The sequence below is a fragment of the Kitasatospora sp. NPDC057223 genome (genome assembly GCF_042669755.1).
Lineage (GTDB): Bacteria > Actinomycetota > Actinomycetes > Streptomycetales > Streptomycetaceae > Kitasatospora.
The window spans coordinates 1-16,206 of sequence record NZ_JBHUWW010000004.1; the positions used below are offsets into that span (position 1 = coordinate 1).

Here is a 16,206-nt window from a genome sequence, read left to right on the forward strand (position 1 = left end):
CGCTCCGGCACGTCCCGCCACGCCGAGCCGGTCCGCAGCTTCCACACGATCCCGTTCAGCACCACCCGGTCGTCCGCCCGGGGCCGTCCCGTCCCTGCTCGCGGCAGAAGACGGGACAGCACCTCCCACTCCACATCCGACAGCTCATGACGACGAATCACGACCAACATGATCGCTCATCAGCCCATCGCCTTTGAAGACGCGCCCTAGGCGGACACGTTCTCGGCGCTGGGCGCGCCCGGCTGCGCCGGGACGGCCGGGGCCGCCCCGTGGTCGACCAGCGTCCGCTCGTCGAAGGGCAGCCCGCCGGCCAGCACCGTGCGGACCCGCTCGTGGTCGATCTCCTTCGTCCAGTGGCCGATCAGCACGGTGGCGACGGCGTTGCCCGCGAAGTTGGTCAGCGCGCGGGCCTCGGACATGAAGCGGTCGATGCCGACGATCAGGCCGACCCCGTCCACCAGCTCCGGCCGGTGCGACTGCAGGCCGCCGGCCAGGGTGGCCAGGCCCGCGCCGGTGACACCGGCCGCGCCCTTGCTGGCGATCACCATGAACAGCAGCAGGGAGAGCTGCTGGCCGATCGACATCGGCTTGTCCATCGCCTCGGAGATGAAGATCGAGGCCATCGTCAGGTAGATCGCCGTGCCGTCCAGGTTGAAGCTGTAGCCGGTCGGCACGGTGATGCCGACGACCGGCCGGCTCACCCCGAGGTGCTCCATCTTGGCGATCAGGCGGGGCAGGGCGCTCTCCGAGGAGGAGGTGGAGAGGATCAGCAGGAACTCGCGGCCGAGGTAGCGCAGCAGGGCGATCACGCTCACCCCGGCGACCAGGCGCAGCAGCGTGCCCAGCACCACGACGACGAAGACGGCGCAGGTCAGGTAGAAGCCGATCATGATGACGGCGAGGCTCTTCAGGGCGGCCGTGCCGGTCGCGCCGACCACCGCCGCCATCGCGCCGAAGGCGCCGACCGGGGCGGCCCACATGATCATCGACATCACCCGGAAGACCAGCCGCTGGACGTGCTCGACGCCGCGCAGCACCGGCGCCCCGGCCGGGCCCATCGCCTGCAGGGCGAATCCGGCCAGCAGCGCGACCACCAGGGTCTGCAGCACCTTGCCCTCGGTGAGGGCCGAGAGCATGGTGGTCGGGATCATGCCGAGCACAAAGTCCGCGGTGCCCTGGGCGTGCCCGGCGGTGGCCTGGGCGTGGCCGGCCTTCGCCAGCGCCTGGGTGAGGTGCAGGCCGGAGCCGGGTTCCAGCAGGTTGCCGACCAGCAGGCCGATGCCGAGCGCGACGGTCGACATGGCGAGGAAGTAGCCGAGCGCGAGGCCGCCGACCCGGCCGACCTTCGCGGCCCTGTTGACCGAGCCGATGCCCAGCACGATGGTGCAGAAGATCACCGGGCTGATCATCATCTTGATCAGGTTGACGAAGCCCGTTCCGACCGGCTTCAGCTCCACCGCGAAGCCGGGGGCGGCCAGCCCGACCACGATGCCCGCCACCACCGCCGCGATCACCGCGAGATAGAGGTAGTGCGTGCGGTCCCGGCGTCTCCTGGGTACTGCCCCGGTGATCGGCATCTGCGGCTCCTTCGCCCTGCTGTCCTGGCGGCCCCGGGTGGTGGGCCGCTCCGACTATGGGTTCCGCCGTGACCGGGGTCACGTTTACGTTCATAGAGTTCACGGCCCGCTGCTGCACCGGCCCTTGCCGGGCACCTCACCCGGCAGTGCACACTGGCTGGCATGTCCCAGCGTCCGAGTCCTCCGTCGCGCCGGCGGGTGCGCAGCCTCGCCGGGCAGCTGTTCGTCGTGCAGATCGTGATCGTCGCCGCCGTGGTGGCCGGCGGCGCCGTCCTCGCCTACCTGTTCACCGCGAGCCGGGCCGAGGACGCCGCCCGCACCCAGGTCAACGCCGTCGCCCGGACGGTCGCCGACTCACCGGCCGTCCGGGCCGCCGTCACCGGCCCGGACCCCTCCGCCGTGCTCCAGCCCTACGCCCAGGACGTCGTGGCGCACACCGGCGTCTCCTTCGTCACCGTGATGGACACCCGCGGCGTGCGCTGGACGCACCCCGATCCCGGCCAGATCGGCCGGCCCTTCCTCGGCCACATCGGCCAGGCACTCGCCGGGCAGACCTGGACCGAGACGTACACCGGCACCCTCGGCCCCTCCGTCCGGGTGGTCACCCCCGTCCTCGACGACGGCCGGCACGTGCTCGCCCTGGTCAGCGTCGGCATCACCGTCGACTCCATCAGCGAACAACTGCGCGACCCGCTGCTCGCCCTGGCCGGGGTTGCCCTGGCGGCCCTCGCCCTCGGCGGGCTCGGCAGCTACCTGGTCGGCGCCCGGCTGCGCCGGCACACCCACGGCATGGGCGCCGCCGAACTCAGCCACCTGTACGAGTACCACCAGGCCACCCTGCACTCGGTGCGCGAGGGCCTGGTGCTGCTCGACCGCGAGCACCGGGTGGTGCTCTGCAACGACGCGGCCCGCGAACTGCTCGGACTCGGAACCGACCTGGAGGGCAGGCCGGTCGCCGCCCTGGGCCTGCCCGAGTCGCTGCTCGCCGCCGTCCTCGCCCCGGCCCCGGCCCGCGACGAGATCCACCTGACGGCGGAGCTGGTCGTGGTGCTGAACACCTCGGACATCGCCGGCGGCCTCGGCCGGGTGCTGACCCTGCGCGACCACACCGAACTCCAGGCGCTGACCGGCGAACTGGACACCGTACGCGGGTTCAGCGAAGCCCTCGGTGCGCAGGCGCACGAGGCCGCCAACCGGCTGCACACCGTCGTCTCGCTGATCGAACTCGGCCGCCACGAACAGGCTGTGGAGTTCGCCACCGCCGAACTCGCCCTCGCCCAACGGCTCACCGACCGGGTGGTGGCCGCCGTCGGCGAACCCGTACTGGCCGCGCTGCTGCTCGGCAAGGCGGCCCAGGCGGCCGAGCGCGGCGTGGAGCTGACCCTCACCGAGGACAGTCGGATCGACGACGGCGTCCTGCCGCCGGAGCTGACCGCCCGCGACCTGGTCACCGTGCTGGGGAACCTGGTCGACAACGCGGTGGACGCCGCCGTCGAGGGCGCGGCCAGGCGCGGCGACGCCCCCGAAGTCACCGTCACCGCACGGGTGGAGGACGCCCACCTGCTGCTGCGGGTGGCCGACACCGGCGCCGGCATCGACCCGCAGGCCGTCGCCGACGTGTTCCGGCGCGGCTGGACGACGAAGGACAGCGGCGGCCACGGCCTGGGCCTCGCCCTCGTCGCCCAGACCGCCCGGCGCAACGGGGGCACCGTCGAGGTCGGCCGCGAACGCGGCGCCGTGCTCACCGTCCGGCTGCCGCTCCAGCGGACGGGGGGCAGCTGATGCCGCCGGCACCGGTGGCGCGCCCGACGATCGGCGTCCTGGTGGTCGAGGACGACCCGGTGGCCGCCGCCGCGCACGCCCTCTACGTGCAGCGCGCGCCCGGTTTTCACGCCGTCGCCACCGTGCACAGCTGCGCGGACGCGCTGCGCGCCCTGGACCGGGCCCGCGACGCCGGCCGCCCCGTCGACCTGATCCTGCTGGACCTGCACCTGCCGGACGGTCACGGGCTCCAGCTCTGCCGCACCCTGCGGGCCGCCGGCCACGCCACCGACATCATCGCCGTCACCTCGGCCCGCGAACTCGCCACCGTCCGCCAGGCCGTCTCCGCCGGCGTCGTCCAGTACCTGCTGAAGCCCTTCAGCGGCGCCGCCCTGCACGACCGCCTGGAGCGCTACGGCCGCTACCGCGAAACCCTCGGCCGCACCGGCGAGGCCACCGGCCAGGACGAGGTGGACCACGCGTTCGCCGTCCTGCGCACCCCCGACCGCACCGCCCTCCCCAAGGGCCTCACCGCCGCCACCCTCGACACCGTCGCCACCGTCCTGCGCGCGGCCGACGCCGGCCTGTCCGCCGCGGCGGCCGCGACGGCGGCCGGCGTCTCCCGGATCACCGCCCGCCGCTACCTGGAACACCTCGTCGACACCGGCCTCGCCCACCGCGAACCCCAGTACGGCCAGGTCGGCCGCCCGGAGCTCTGCTACCGCTGGCGGGCCGCCAAGGGCACTCGGGGCCCGTAGCGCCCGGCAGCGCAGCCTCTCCGGGATCCACCGGCCCGGGGCCCGGGGCGGGGCCGCGGCCTCAGGCCAGCAGCTCCCGGGCGAGCCGGTCGCGGTGCCGGGCCAGCTCCAGGGCGATCGCCGCCTCCTCGGCGTCGGTCAGCACGACGGATGGCGCCAGGACGGGCCGCCGTGCGAGCATGGCGATCCGCAGATGGGTCGGCGGGTGCGTGCTGTCGACGCTGCCCAACTCCCGCGTGGAGAGCCTGAGCAGACGCTCCGTCTCCTGCGGCGGCACCGTGGCCAGCTCCTCGGCGAGCCCGCTCCAGAAGACGGCCGGACCGCGCGGGATGCCGGGCCGGTGGATCCCGGAGAGGCTGCGCTGCCGGGCCCGGAAGGTCTCCACCGTCCGGTCCAGCAGGAGCACCCGAAGCATGTCCTGGGCGGCGGCCGTGGACGCGACCTCGGCGGCCAGGGCGTCGGCCCGGTACTCGGCGCCCTGCCCGGACCGGTCGGCGAGCCGCACCAGCAGGCCGAGGAGGAGCCCGACCAGCCGGTTGACGATCTCCAGGAACAGGTTGGCGATCTCGTGCGCGATGATCTCCAGCGCGTGGGTGCGGCCTGCGTGGGGGTCCGGCAGGCTGACGTACCACCACTGGTTCAGCGTCCCGATGGCGGAGCCGAGCCACCGGCTGCTCCGGTGGTCGCCGTTCACGTCGTGGCCGAGTTCGTGCCCGAGCAGGGCGAGCCGCTGGCCGCCGGTCAGCGGCTCCCAGAGCGACAGCCCGAGCGTGAGCACACTGCGGCGGCGCAGCCCCACCCGCCCGAAGGAGGCGTTGAACTCGCCGGTCACCCGTACGACGTCCACCGGACGGCCGCCCACGGCGGCGGCCACCCGGTCGACCAGTGCGTACAGCGTGGGCGCCGCCGCCCTCCCCAGCACACCGGCGTCCTTCGGGACCCGGCCGAACCGGGGGCGCAGGAGTACGGCCAGGGCGAGGCCCGTCCAGCCGATGGCCCGCAGCGGCCAACTGCCGGTGAACTGCAGGGCCACCGAGGCGGCCAGCAGGCCGCCTGTCACCAGATGGACGAGTGCGGCGACGGCCATGGCCGCGATCCAGGTCCGGTCCTGACGCGCGCCCGCCCCCTCGGCCACGGCCTCGTACACCTGCCCGGCCCGGGAGCGGGCCGCCGCCAGCAGGGCCGCGTCGGCCCGCTGCCGGCGATCGCTGATCCGCCGCCGCCGGGGCGGGAGCACCGGGGCGTCGGCCGGGGCGGGGGACAGGTTCCACTCGCAGCCCGGACACCACGTCGGGAACCGCTCGTCGAGGGCGAGCCGGGTTGCGCAGGCCGGACAGGCGGGGCCGGCGGGGCCGGCCGAGGGTGCTGCGAACAGGGGTACGGGCATGACGGCCGATCATGCCAGTGGGTGCACCACGCGTGCTCCACCGGGCCCCGGCCACGGATCCGGGTGTCAGTCCGTCCGTTCGGCCAGGGCGAGGTAGCGGTCGTCGGTGTCCGTGTAGGCGGTGAGCCGCCAGCCCGTCGCGGCCAGCAGCGGCCGGAGGTTGGGTTCGGCCCGCAGGTCGCCTCCTTCCTTCGCAGCCTCCGGGCGCTCCGCGCCGGTGCTCTGCCGCCCGTGGCGGGCCGCCAGGGCGGCGCGGCCGATCGGGTGGAAGAGGGCGAGCAGGCCGCCGGGGCGGGTGGTGCGGGCGAGTTCGCGCAGGCCGGCGGCGGGGTCGGGGAGGTGGGAGATCAGGCCGGCGGCGAAGACGGCGTCCAGGGTGGCGTCCGGGAGGGGGAGCCGGGCGCAGTCGGCCTGCAGCAGGGTGGCGCCGGTGTCGCGGGTGGCCGCGACGGCGAGCATCTCCGGGGTGAGGTCGACGCCGGTGACGGCGCCGCCGGGGCCGACGGCGGCGCGGAGCAGGGGGAGGGCGCGGCCGGTGCCGCAGCCCGCGTCGAGGACGGACTGCCCTGGCTCCAGGGCGAGTTCGGCGACGGCGGCGGCGTAGCGCGGGCCGTCGTCGGGGAAGCGGGCGTCCCAGTCGGCGGCTCGGGCGGCGAAGAACTCGCGGGTGCGGGCGAGTTCGGCCTGGTGGGTGTCGTCGGTCGGGTCGGGCATCGGGGCTCCCCTCGGTGATCTGCGGTCAGCGTACCGAGCGGGGCCGTGACCTCGGGCGGGAGCGGGTCGTTGGGCAGCGTGCGGCGGGGGTTCACCCGCTCGGGTGGTCTTCACCCGGTGGGCCGGGCGAAGTGGTGCAATCCAGTAAAGTTAGGCTTACCTAACTTCATGGGAGTCTGCTGTGACCGTCACCGTCGAGCCTGCCGAGCCCACCGCACCCGCCCCCGCCCCCGGGGAGGCCGTGCTGCGCCGCCAGCGCATCCGCGAGTCGGCCGCCCGCACCTACGCGCGGTCCTTCCCGATCGTGCCCGTCCGCGCGCACGGCATGACCGTCGAGGGCGCCGACGGCCGCCGCTACCTCGACTGCCTCTCCGGCGCCGGCACCCTGGCCCTCGGCCACAACCACCCCGTGGTGCTGGAGGCGATCCGCCGCACCCTGGACAGCGGCGCGCCCCTGCACCTGCTCGATCTCGCCACCGCCGAGAAGGACGACTTCACCAACGCCCTCTTCGCGAGCCTGCCGGCCGGCTTCGGCGAGCGCTCCCGGGTGCACTTCTGCGGCCCGGCCGGCACTGACGCCGTCGAGGCCGCGCTCAAGCTGATGCAGACCGCCACCGGCCGCCGCGGCGCCCTCGCCTTCACCGGCGCCTACCACGGCATGACCGCCGGCGCGCTCGCCGTGACCGGCAACGTCGCCGTCAAGGCGCCGCTGCCCGGCGGGGGCGAGGTCACCCGGCTCCCGTACCCGTACGACTACCGCTGCCCGTTCGGCGTCGGCGGGCCGGCCGGCGCCGAGCTGGCCGTGACGTACACCGAACGGCTGCTGGACGACCCGGCGGGCGGGGTCGTCAAGCCCGCCGCGATGATCCTGGAGGCCGTGCAGGGCGAGGGCGGCGTGGTGCCCGCACCGGACGGCTGGCTGCGCGAGATGCGCCGGATCACCGCCGAGCGCGGCATCCCGCTGATCGTCGACGAGGTGCAGACCGGGGTCGGCCGCACCGGTGCGATGTGGGCGGTCGAGCACAGCGGCATCATGCCGGACGCCATGGTGCTGTCCAAGGCGATCGGCGGCAGCCTGCCGCTCGCCGTGGTCGTCTACCGCGAGGAGTACGACGGCTGGCAGCCGGGCGCGCACACCGGCACCTTCCGCGGCAACACCCTGGCGATGGCGGCCGGTGCGGCCACCCTGCGCTACGTCGCCGTGCACGGGCTGGTCGAGCGGGCGGCCGCCGTCGGCGCCCGGATGACCGCCCGGCTGCGCGCCCTGCGGGCCGAGCTGCCGGTGATCGGCGACGTCCGGGGGCGGGGCCTGATGATCGGCGTCGAGCTGGTCGACCCGGCCGCCGGCCCGGACGCCTGCGGTGCGCGGCCCGCCGCCCCCCGGCTGGCCGTGCTGGTCCGCGAGGCCTGCCTGGAGCGCGGCCTGATCGTCGAACTCGGCGGCCGGCACGACGCCGTGCTGCGCCTGCTGCCGCCGCTCACCATCACCGACGAGCAGGCCGAGGCCGTCCTGGAGCGCCTCGCCGACGCGATCCGGGCCGCCTCCGTCGCTGCCTACGGGGCGGGGGCGGGCGCGTGAGCACCGGGGCGCCGCTCTCGGGCGGCGCGGCCGGGCCGCAGGCCCTGCGGCCGCTGCTGGAGACCGTCCTCGACGCGTTGGCGGCGGGCGCCGCCCGCCGGGGCGGCCCGCTGCCGGCCGGCGGCCCGGGGCAGAGCGCCGGGCAGGTGGCGGACGCGCTGCGCCACGAGGGCGCGGACTCCCTGCGCCGGCTGACCGAGCTCCTCGCGCACGGCAGCGCCGACCCGGCCGACCCGGCCTGCGCCGCGCACCTGCACTGCCCGCCGCTGGCCGTCGCGGTGGCCGCCGACCTCGCGGTCAGCGCCCTCAACCCCTCCCAGGACTCCTGGGACCAGGCCCCCGCCGCCACCGCCCTGGAAACCGCCCTGCTCGCCGAACTCGCCGCCCTGGTCGGCTTCCACCCCGAGGAGTCGGCCGGCGTCCTCACCTCGGGCGGCACCGAGTCCAACCTGATGGGCCTGATGCTGGCCCGCGACCAGGTGCTCGGCGGCATCGTCGAGCTGGACGGCGTGCCGGCCGGCGCCCGGCCCCGGATCTTCGCTTCGCAGGCCGCCCACTTCTCCGTCCAGCGCGCTGCCGCCCTGCTCGGCCTCGGCGAGCGCGCCGTCGTCCCCGTCCGGGTCGACCACGAACTGCGGATGGACCCGGACGCGCTGGCGCAGGCGATGGCCGAAGCCGCCTGGCAGGGCGCGACGCCGCTCGCGGTGGTCGCCACCGCCGGCACCACCGACACCGGCGCCGTCGACCCGCTGCACCCGGCGGCCGACCTGGCCGCCCGCTACGGCGCCTGGCTGCACGTGGACGGCGCGTACGGCGGCGGCGCGCTGCTCTCCGACCGGCTCGCGCCGCTGCTGGACGGCATCGCCCGCGCCGACTCGGTCTCGCTCGACTGGCACAAGCTGGGCTGGCAGCCCGCCGCCGCCGGCGTCTTCCTGGCCCGCCGGGCCGAGACCTACGCCTCGCTGCTGCGCCGCGCCGCCTACCTCAATCCGGCCGACGACGAGGAGGCCGGCTACCCGAGCCTGCTCGGCCTCTCGCTGCGCACCACCCGCCGGGCCGACGCCTTCAAACTGGCCGTCACCCTGCGCACCCTGGGCCGGCCCGGCCTCGGGCGTCTGGTCGACGCCTGCCACGACCTCGCGCGGGCCACCGCGGAGGCCGTCCTCGCCGAGCCCGCCCTCGAACTGCACTGCGCGCCGATCCTGACCACCGTGGTCTTCCGCTACCGGCCCGCCGGGGGCGGCCCGGCCGCCGCCGACCGGCTCAACGCGCAGCTGCGCCGGGCCCTGCTGCACGAGGGCCGCGCGGTGGTCGGCCGGACGGAACTCCCGGGATCCGGCCCGGGCCGGGTGCGGCTGAAACTGACCCTGCTGAACCCGTACGCCACGCCGGCCGACACGGCGGCGGTGCTGCGCGAGGTGGTCCGCGCGGGCCGGGAGCTGGAGCGGACGGCGGCCCCGGGCTGACGGATCCCCGGGGTGGCCGGTCCGGTCCGAGCGGGGTGGCGGGTCAGGCGGCCGGGCGGAGCAGGATGGCCCGGGTCTGCTCCCAGGTCTCCGGGTCGCAGGCGACCAGCAGGCCGTCCTCGCCGCCGGGCGGGTCGGGCCGGTAGGGGGAGCCGTCCAGCCGGGCGGAGACCCCGCCGGCCTCGCTGACCAGCAGCGAGCCGGGGGCGTGGTCCCACGGGAGGGTGCGGTTGTAGAGGATGAACTCCTGCTCGCCCTCCGCGATGTCGGGGTACTCGACCCCGGCGGCGGAGCGGCCGGCGGCGACCCGGCCGAAGGCGGCGGCGTTGGCGCGCAGCCGCCGCTGGTCGGCGGGGGCGAGGAAGCGGCCCTTGATGAAGCCGCGCCAGTCGCCGGGCGTGCCGGTGGCGGGTCTGCGGGTGAGCCGCTCGCCGTCCCGCCACGCGCCCGCGCCCAGTTCGGCGGCGTACGCGGTGCCGGACACCGGCTGCCAGATCCACGAGGCGACGGTCTGCCCGGAGCGGACGAGCGAGGCCATCACGGCGAAGTCGGGGCGGCCGGCGATGAAGTTCGCCGTGCCGTCGACCGGGTCGACCAGCCACACGGCGGGCTCGGAGAGCAGGGCGTTCGCCAGCTCGGGGTCGGCGGCCACGGCCTCCTCGCCGACCACCGGCACCGGCAGCAGCTCGCGCAGCCTCCTGGCGATGATCACCTCGGCCTCGCGGTCGGCGACGGTGACCACCTCGCCGGGTGCCTTCTCCATCACCTCGCCCGCGGACAGGGCCCGGAATCGCGGCACGACCACCTCGGAGGCCGCCTCGGCGAGGATCTCCGCCACCTTCTCCATCAGCACGTGCCGCTCCCTTCGCTGACACCACTCTCGCACGCCTGTGCCACTCGGACCTGCGGCAGCCCCCTGGCGGCGCCGGGCACGGCCCCGCTCCGGCCTGCGGCGGGCCGGGTCCGGCCCGGGGTCACCGCCTCGGTGCGGGGTCGTCGAGGAAGTGGAAGGCGGGGCGAGGGTGCATCAGGAACTCGTGGTGCGAGATGTTCCACGCGTACGCGCCGGCCAGCGCGAACACCACCCGGTCCGCCGCCCGCAGGCCGGGCGCCGGTGCCCGGTGCGCGAGCACGTCCTTCGGGGTGCAGAGCTGGCCCGCCAGGGTGACCCGGCCGGTGGCGGCGGCCGGGCGCGGCCACGGGTGCGGCCACCCGGCCACCGGCAGCACGGTGAACGGCTGGTCGTGGCCCCGGGTCGCGGGCGTGCGCAGGTGGTGGGTGCCGCCCCGGACCACCGCGAAGTCCTCGCCGTGGCTCTGCTTCACGTCGAGCACCTCGGTGGCGTACCAGCCGCAGTACGCCGTCAGGGCCCGTCCGGGCTCGATCCGCAGGGTCGGCCCGGGGTGGCGGGCGAGCAGCCCCGCGAGGCCGGCGCCGAACGCCGTCCAGTCGAAGCGGCGGGCCGGGTCGGCGTAGTCGACGGCCATCCCGCCGCCGATGTTCACCTCGTCGAGGGCGGTCCGGTGCCGCTCCGCGAGCCGCACCGACCAGGCCACCAGCTGCCCGGCGAGCGCCAGCTGCGCTTCGGGGTCCAGCCCGCTGGCCAGATGGGCGTGGAACCCGCGCAGCCGGATCCGGCGGCCCACCGGGCCGGCCAGCAGCGCGAGGCACTCCTCGGCGGCCGCCGGGTCCAGCCCGAACGGCGTCGGCCGGCCGCCCATCGCCAGCGCCACGGAGTCCAGCGCGCCCGGGGCGAGCGGCAGGTTGACCCGCAGCAGCACGTCCACGTCGGCGGCCTCCGGGTCGGCGGCCAGGGCCGCCGCCAGCAGGTGCAGCTCCCGCACGCTCTCCAGGTGCCAGCGGTGCACCCCGCCCCGGACGGCGGCGGCGATCTCAGCCGGCGTCTTCCCCGGCCCGCCGAACGCCAGCGCCGCACCCGGCACGGCCGCCCGCACGTGCGCCAACTCGCCCCCGCTGGAGACCTCGTAGCCGTCGACCGCGCCGCTCAGCGCGCCGAGCACGGCCGGTTCCGGGTTGGCCTTCGCGGCGTAGTACAGCTCCACCCGCCCGGGCAGCGCGGCACGCACGGCGGCCGCGTGCGCGCGCAGGGCGGCCAGGTCGTAGACGTACGCGGGCAGTTCGTCGGCGCCGAGGCGCCCGACCAGGCTGCGCACGGGTGCGGTCAGGGTCATCGGGCACTCCGCGGGGTCGGCGGGCCGGCGGGGCGGACGGCCCCGGCCAGTGGTGACGGCAGCCGGACGTAGCCGGCCTCGCGGTCGGCCCGGCGCTCCCACCGCGTCAGCAGGTTGGCCTTGGCCGGCAGCGGGCCGCCCGCCAGCAGGGCGGCCAGTTCCGGCGGGCAGCCGAAGGTGTCGGCGTACGAGCGCAGCGCGGCGCGGACGGCCTCCCACAACGCGCCCTCCAGCTCCGGGTGCAGGTCGGCCAGCGCGGCCAGCAGCTCGGAGACGTGGTTGACCAGCAGGCAGTACACCACGCGGTCCCAGCCGCGCCTCGGGTCGTACGTCATCGGGCCGGCGACCTCGGGCGGCAGCCCGGCCGGCAGGGCCGCGTGCCGGCCGGACACCAGCTTGGCGCCCTCCAGGTCGCGGAACAGCACCTGGACGGGCCGGCCGGCGGTGTCCACCCCGATCAGCACGTTCTGCAGGTGCGGCTCCAGCGCCACGCCGTGGTCGAAGTAGGCGGCCAGCACCGGCGGCACCAGCAGCCGCAGGTAGCTGCTCCACCAGGCCAGCGACTCCTGCGGGCCGGCGCCGTCGAGCAGCCGGGAGATGTGGGCCGAACTGGTCGGGTACTCGTCGGCCACCGCCGCCGCGAGCAGCGGCGTGACGCCGGGGTGCAGGGCGCCCGCCAGGCCGTCCCGGACGATCACGCCGAAGCCCTCGAACAGCGCCGTGTCGGTGCGGCCGTCGGGGCCCGGCAGGGCGAGGGTGCGGAAGGCGGGCTCGCGCAGCACGGTCGCGGCCGGGAAGCGTCCGGCCAGCTCGCCGAGGGCCGGGGCCAGCAGGCGGGTCAGCGCGACGGCTCCGGCCAGCTCGTACGCGGCGTTCTTGCGCAGGCAGTTGGTGATCCGGACGTTCAGGCTGAACTTCAGGAAGGCCCCCGCACCGTACAGCGTGCGGACGGACGCGGTGGCGGCGAACGGGGTGCCGCCGGTGCCGAGGTCCAGGACGTCGCCCCGGGCCAGCGCGGCCTGCAACAGCCCGTTCTCCGCCAGCAGTTCGTACTGCCACGGGTGAGCGGGCAGCAGCCCGTACCCGGCGGGCGCCTCGCCCAGCCCGTCCAGCAGCGCGGTCGCCGCCGGATCGAGGCTCTCCCCGGCGAGCAGGCCCGTGCGGACGGCGAGCCGGCGTAGCGGGAAGACGGCGCGGGCCTCCGGTGCGTACGCGGCCCAGGCCTGGCCGGCGTCGGCGCCCCCGCCGGAACCGGTGCCCTCGGCGGAGCCCTCGCCGGAGCGGGACTTGGGCGCCGGGTGGAAGCGGTGCCCGTACACCAGTGCCTGCTCGGACTCCAGGTAGCGGGCGGTCTCGGGGGAGCCGCCGGCCGCCGGGCCGGCCCGGCCGGCCAGCGCGGCCCGGACGCCCGCGTGGCTGGAGGCGAGCTGCGGGAGGAACTCGGCGTTGCTCACCCCCGTCCGCAGGGTCAGCTCCTGCTGGATGTGCTCGGCCAGCTCGCGCCAGCCCAGGACGCGCCACCCGTCCGGCCGTTCCTGCTCCACCGGCCCGGCGAAGCGGTGCGCGCCGATCAGTGAGGTCCGCCGCAGCCGGGCCCGCAGCAGCACTCCGCGCCGGGGCAGCCGCAGCAGCAGACTGCCGTCGGCGACGGCGGTCTGCCGCTCGGGGGCGGAGACCTCGCGCAACAGGCAGTTGAGCAGGGTGTGGGCCACCGCCTGGTCGGCGTCGGCCAGTTCGGGGTGGTCGGCCGGCCGGGTTCGGCGACGGGCCACGGGCGGGACAGGTAGGGGCATCAACGGCTCCGGCGGGTGCGGGGGAGGAGGGCGGCCGGGCGCGTCATCGGCAGACACCCGGGCGGCGAAGGTAGTTGGGCCCGGTGGTGTAGTGCTTGTTGATGTCGGCCGCGCCCGATCGCGCCTTGGCGAGCAGGCTTCCGGCGGTGACCATCGCCTTCACCGGCAGCCGCTCGGCGTCGAGCAGGGCGGCCCGCAGCGGCTCGGCGTCCGGGCCGGCCCGGTCGACCGCTTCGCCCAGCCGCCTGCGCAGCAGCCGCAGCGAGCCCTCCAGCGGTGCCCGTCCGTGGGCGTCGAGGGCGAACGCGAGCGAGGCGGTGCAGAGATGGCCGGTGACGGTCGTGAACAGGTCGGTGAGCGCCCGGTCGTCCGTACCGAGGATCCTCGGGTCGGCGAACCCCGTCTGCCCGGGCGCGTCCGGTCCGAGGGCGGCGGCGAGCCTGCGGGTGTTCACCCGGGGGCCGTCGTTGTCCTTCAGCAGCAGCCGCAGTCTGGTCCGGCCGCCGGGCCGGTCGAGGACGAGCGAGATGTTCTGCTGGTGCGACTCCAGGGCGATGCCGTACCGGAAGAGCGTGGTCTGCCAGTCGAGCAGCAGCACCAGCAGGTCGTCGAACAGGGCCGTCGGGTCGCCGTCGTGGAACCGGTCCGCGAGGTGGTCGAGCACCAGGCGCCCGCCCGGCGCCCGGGCCGCGAGGGCGGCCAGCGGCACGGTGACGGCCCCGTCCAGGCCCTCGGGGTACCGGCGCAGCAGGGCGGCCAGCAGTTCGTGGCCGGCGTGCGCGTAGCCCTGCTCGTCCGCGTGCAGGACGCTCCCGGCGAACCGGGGTTCGCGGGCGGTGACCGCCGCCAGCAGGCGCTGGCCGGCCGCGCCGTCCAGCAGCGTGCCGGGCTTGATGGTGCGGCGGTTGAGCAGGCCGAGGGTGGCGGTGGCCAGCGGCAGTTTGAGGTGGTGGGCCGGGTCGGCGGCGACCGCGACGGTGCGCATCGACAGGGTGGGGACGACCCGCAGGTACGGGCGCTCGGCGAGCACCGCCCGTCCGGCCAGTCCGGTGGCGCGCAGCGCCTCCTCCAGTGCGGCGCCCACGGTGAGTGGGTGCACGGGCAGGGTGAGGTACGGGCCGGTGAGGCCGGTGAGCCCGAGGCCGGCCGGCGTGGGCCACCAGGGCGGCAGAGGCCGGGGGCCCCGGACGGTGAGCGCCTCGGCGGGGACGGCGAGCCAGCGCAGTTCGAACTCGGGGTGGAACTCGGGTGCGTACGCGCGCAGGTGCGCCTCGGTGAGGCCGGAGCGGCCGCGCGCGGTCGGGTACACGGGGTGGTCGTGGCGGGCGGCCAGGGTGTCGTGGGCGAGGGCCGCGCGGGGGCCCGTCCAGTCGGCCGGGTCGGCGCCGTACCGCTCGGCCAGCGTGCGGTGCACCGAGGCGCGGGTGCCGTCGTGCAGTTCCATGGTGGCCAGGGTCTGCCGGCACTCCTCGGCGAAGGCCGTGTACCCGCTCCGGTCGGCCGGGTCGGCGCAGCTGCCGAGTGCGGCCAGGATCTGCGGCAGGCCGGTGAGGGCGGTGCCGTCGACCTCCAGCAGCGGCAGCCGGGCGGCGTACTCGCTCTGGAAGCCCTCGGGTGCGACGGGCAGCAGAAGGGTGTGCGGGGCCGCCGCCAGCCGGATCCAGCGTCCGTCGGCCCGGTCGACGGCCGCGCCGCGGGTGCGGAGCCCGAGGACGTCCTCGCGCAGCAGCGCCGAGAGCACCCGCAGGGTCAGCCCGGCCGCCGCGCTCACGGGGTGATCTCCCAGCGGTTGGCGGCGATGAAGGCGGCGACGGCGCGGTCGACGGCCGGCCGGTCGGGGCCCACCGCCCAGACCACGCCCAGGTAGTCCCGGTTGGTGCGGTAGTGCTCGTGGCGCTCACCGACCGGGCGCACCGGCCGGTAGGCCAGCCGGACGCCGTCGGTCTCGGCGTCGTACGGGCCGGGCGCGGCGGTGAGGGTGCCGGCCCGGTCGGCGCAGACCGGCTCGTTGCGGGCGTGGCGGCCGGTGCGGGCGCCGAGGCCGGCGGGCAGCGGCTCGCCCAGGTGGACCTTGAGCACGTGTTCGAAGAAGGGGATCTCCAGCAGCCGGGCGAGCATCAGGTCGCACTGGTCCCCGATGGCACGGTAGTTGACCTCGACCAGCCGGGCCCGGCCGTCGGCCTGGAGGACGAACTCGGTGTGGCAGGCGCCGAGGCCGACGCCGAGGGCGTCCAACTGGGCGAGCAGCTGGTCGAGGACGGGCCGCGGGTAGGCGGGGACGAACTCCAGCAGCTCCTCGACGAAGTGCGGCGGCGGCGAGAGCCGGGTGCGGAAGCCGCCGAGGACGTGCCGGGTGCGGCCGTCGCCGAGGGTCTCCAGCGTGTGCAGGTCGCCGGTCAGGAACTCCTCCACCACCAGGGCGGCGCCGGGCCGCCGGTGCTGTATCTCCCGGCACCGCTCCCGCAGTTCGGCCGCGTCGGCGACCAGGACGACGTCCTCGCTGGCGACGCCCTCGCGCGGCTTCACCACGCAGGGGAAGGGCGCGTCGGGCAGCTCGGGCGCCTCCCCGGGGGCGAGCTCGGCCGACCACACCGCGTCCAGGCCGGCCAGATCGAGCCGGCGGCGCAGCTCGGCCTTGTTCTTGGCCCGCAGGGCGGCCCGCCAGTCCTTGGCCGGAAGTCCGAAGTAGTCGGCGGCCAGGGCGGTCTGGGTCTGGAGGTGGTCGCTGTTGCTGAAGACGGCGTCCGGTGCGTGGTGGGCGGAGATCAGTCCGATCACCTCGCGGAAGTCCCGGACGTCGCACTCCAGGATTTCGGGGGCGCCGGGCAGCCCGAGGTAGGCGGCGCGGTGCGGAGCGGCTCGGTCGGTGAGGACGGTGACGTCCAGGCCGAGGCGGGCCGCGGCCGGCAGGAATCCCTCGGTCACCGAGTCGGTGGGGTTGAGGGCGAGCAGATAGAGCCGCATCGGGGGTGAGGTCCT

13 protein-coding genes are annotated in these 16,206 nt (G+C 76.1%); 4 read left to right on the plus strand and 9 right to left on the minus strand.

Annotated features, from left to right (window positions below):
• The coding region (locus ACFUK0_RS02655; RefSeq protein WP_380246314.1) for a transposase at positions 1-170 on the minus strand (170 nt) is incomplete at its 3' end.
• A 36-nt stretch (positions 171-206) separates the two neighbouring features.
• Complete coding sequence (locus tag ACFUK0_RS02660) at positions 207-1,577, minus strand: cation:dicarboxylate symporter family transporter (RefSeq protein ID WP_380246182.1); 1,371 nt, start codon at positions 1,575-1,577, stop codon at positions 207-209.
• A 162-nt stretch (positions 1,578-1,739) separates the two neighbouring features.
• Between ACFUK0_RS02660 and ACFUK0_RS02665 the strand changes: the two genes are divergently transcribed.
• Both ACFUK0_RS02665 and ACFUK0_RS02670 read left to right on the plus strand, forming a co-directional pair.
• Positions 1,740-3,359 carry an ATP-binding protein gene (locus ACFUK0_RS02665; protein ID WP_380246183.1) on the plus strand — a complete coding sequence of 540 codons (1,620 nt, stop codon included), beginning with the start codon at positions 1,740-1,742 and terminating at the stop codon, positions 3,357-3,359.
• A complete protein-coding gene (locus ACFUK0_RS02670; RefSeq protein WP_380246184.1) occupies positions 3,359-4,096 on the plus strand; it encodes a response regulator in 738 nt (245 codons plus the stop codon). Before ACFUK0_RS02665 ends, ACFUK0_RS02670 begins: the two co-directional genes overlap by 1 nt.
• Positions 4,097-4,157: 61 nt before the next feature.
• Here the strand turns inward: ACFUK0_RS02670 and ACFUK0_RS02675 are convergent, their stop codons facing one another.
• Entirely contained in the window at positions 4,158-5,483 is a 1,326-nt protein-coding gene (locus ACFUK0_RS02675) for a M48 family metallopeptidase (RefSeq protein ID WP_380246185.1), read from the minus strand.
• Between the two features lie 66 nt (positions 5,484-5,549).
• A complete protein-coding gene (locus tag ACFUK0_RS02680) occupies positions 5,550-6,197 on the minus strand; it encodes a class I SAM-dependent methyltransferase (protein ID WP_380246186.1) in 648 nt (215 codons plus the stop codon).
• A 181-nt stretch (positions 6,198-6,378) separates the two neighbouring features.
• On the opposite strand from ACFUK0_RS02680, the gene ACFUK0_RS02685 reads away from it, so the two are divergent.
• On the plus strand, positions 6,379-7,776 hold the full coding sequence (locus ACFUK0_RS02685) for a diaminobutyrate--2-oxoglutarate transaminase (RefSeq protein ID WP_380246187.1): 1,398 nt from the start codon (positions 6,379-6,381) through the stop codon (positions 7,774-7,776).
• The gene (locus ACFUK0_RS02690) at positions 7,773-9,242 is read left to right on the plus strand and encodes a pyridoxal phosphate-dependent decarboxylase family protein (protein WP_380246188.1); all 1,470 of its coding nucleotides are present in this window, start codon (positions 7,773-7,775) and stop codon (positions 9,240-9,242) included. Before ACFUK0_RS02685 ends, ACFUK0_RS02690 begins: the two co-directional genes overlap by 4 nt.
• A gap of 43 nt (positions 9,243-9,285) precedes the next feature.
• Here the strand turns inward: ACFUK0_RS02690 and ACFUK0_RS02695 are convergent, their stop codons facing one another.
• From ACFUK0_RS02695 to ACFUK0_RS02715, 5 genes are all read right to left on the minus strand, one after another.
• Positions 9,286-10,089, minus strand: coding sequence for an inositol monophosphatase family protein (locus ACFUK0_RS02695; RefSeq protein ID WP_380246315.1), 804 nt, complete (start codon positions 10,087-10,089; stop codon positions 9,286-9,288).
• A gap of 127 nt (positions 10,090-10,216) precedes the next feature.
• Positions 10,217-11,434: a type III PLP-dependent enzyme gene (locus ACFUK0_RS02700; protein ID WP_380246189.1), complete on the minus strand. Its 1,218-nt coding sequence runs from the start codon at positions 11,432-11,434 to the stop codon at positions 10,217-10,219.
• Positions 11,431-13,227, minus strand: coding sequence for an IucA/IucC family protein (locus ACFUK0_RS02705; RefSeq protein WP_380246190.1), 1,797 nt, complete (start codon positions 13,225-13,227; stop codon positions 11,431-11,433). The genes ACFUK0_RS02700 and ACFUK0_RS02705 overlap by 4 nt, the downstream gene beginning before the upstream one ends.
• Positions 13,228-13,270: 43 nt before the next feature.
• A complete protein-coding gene (locus tag ACFUK0_RS02710) occupies positions 13,271-14,998 on the minus strand; it encodes an IucA/IucC family protein (RefSeq protein ID WP_380246191.1) in 1,728 nt (575 codons plus the stop codon).
• Complete coding sequence (locus ACFUK0_RS02715; protein ID WP_380246192.1) at positions 14,995-16,191, minus strand: ATP-grasp domain-containing protein; 1,197 nt, start codon at positions 16,189-16,191, stop codon at positions 14,995-14,997. The genes ACFUK0_RS02710 and ACFUK0_RS02715 overlap by 4 nt, the downstream gene beginning before the upstream one ends.
• Positions 16,192-16,206: the final 15 nt, after the last annotated feature.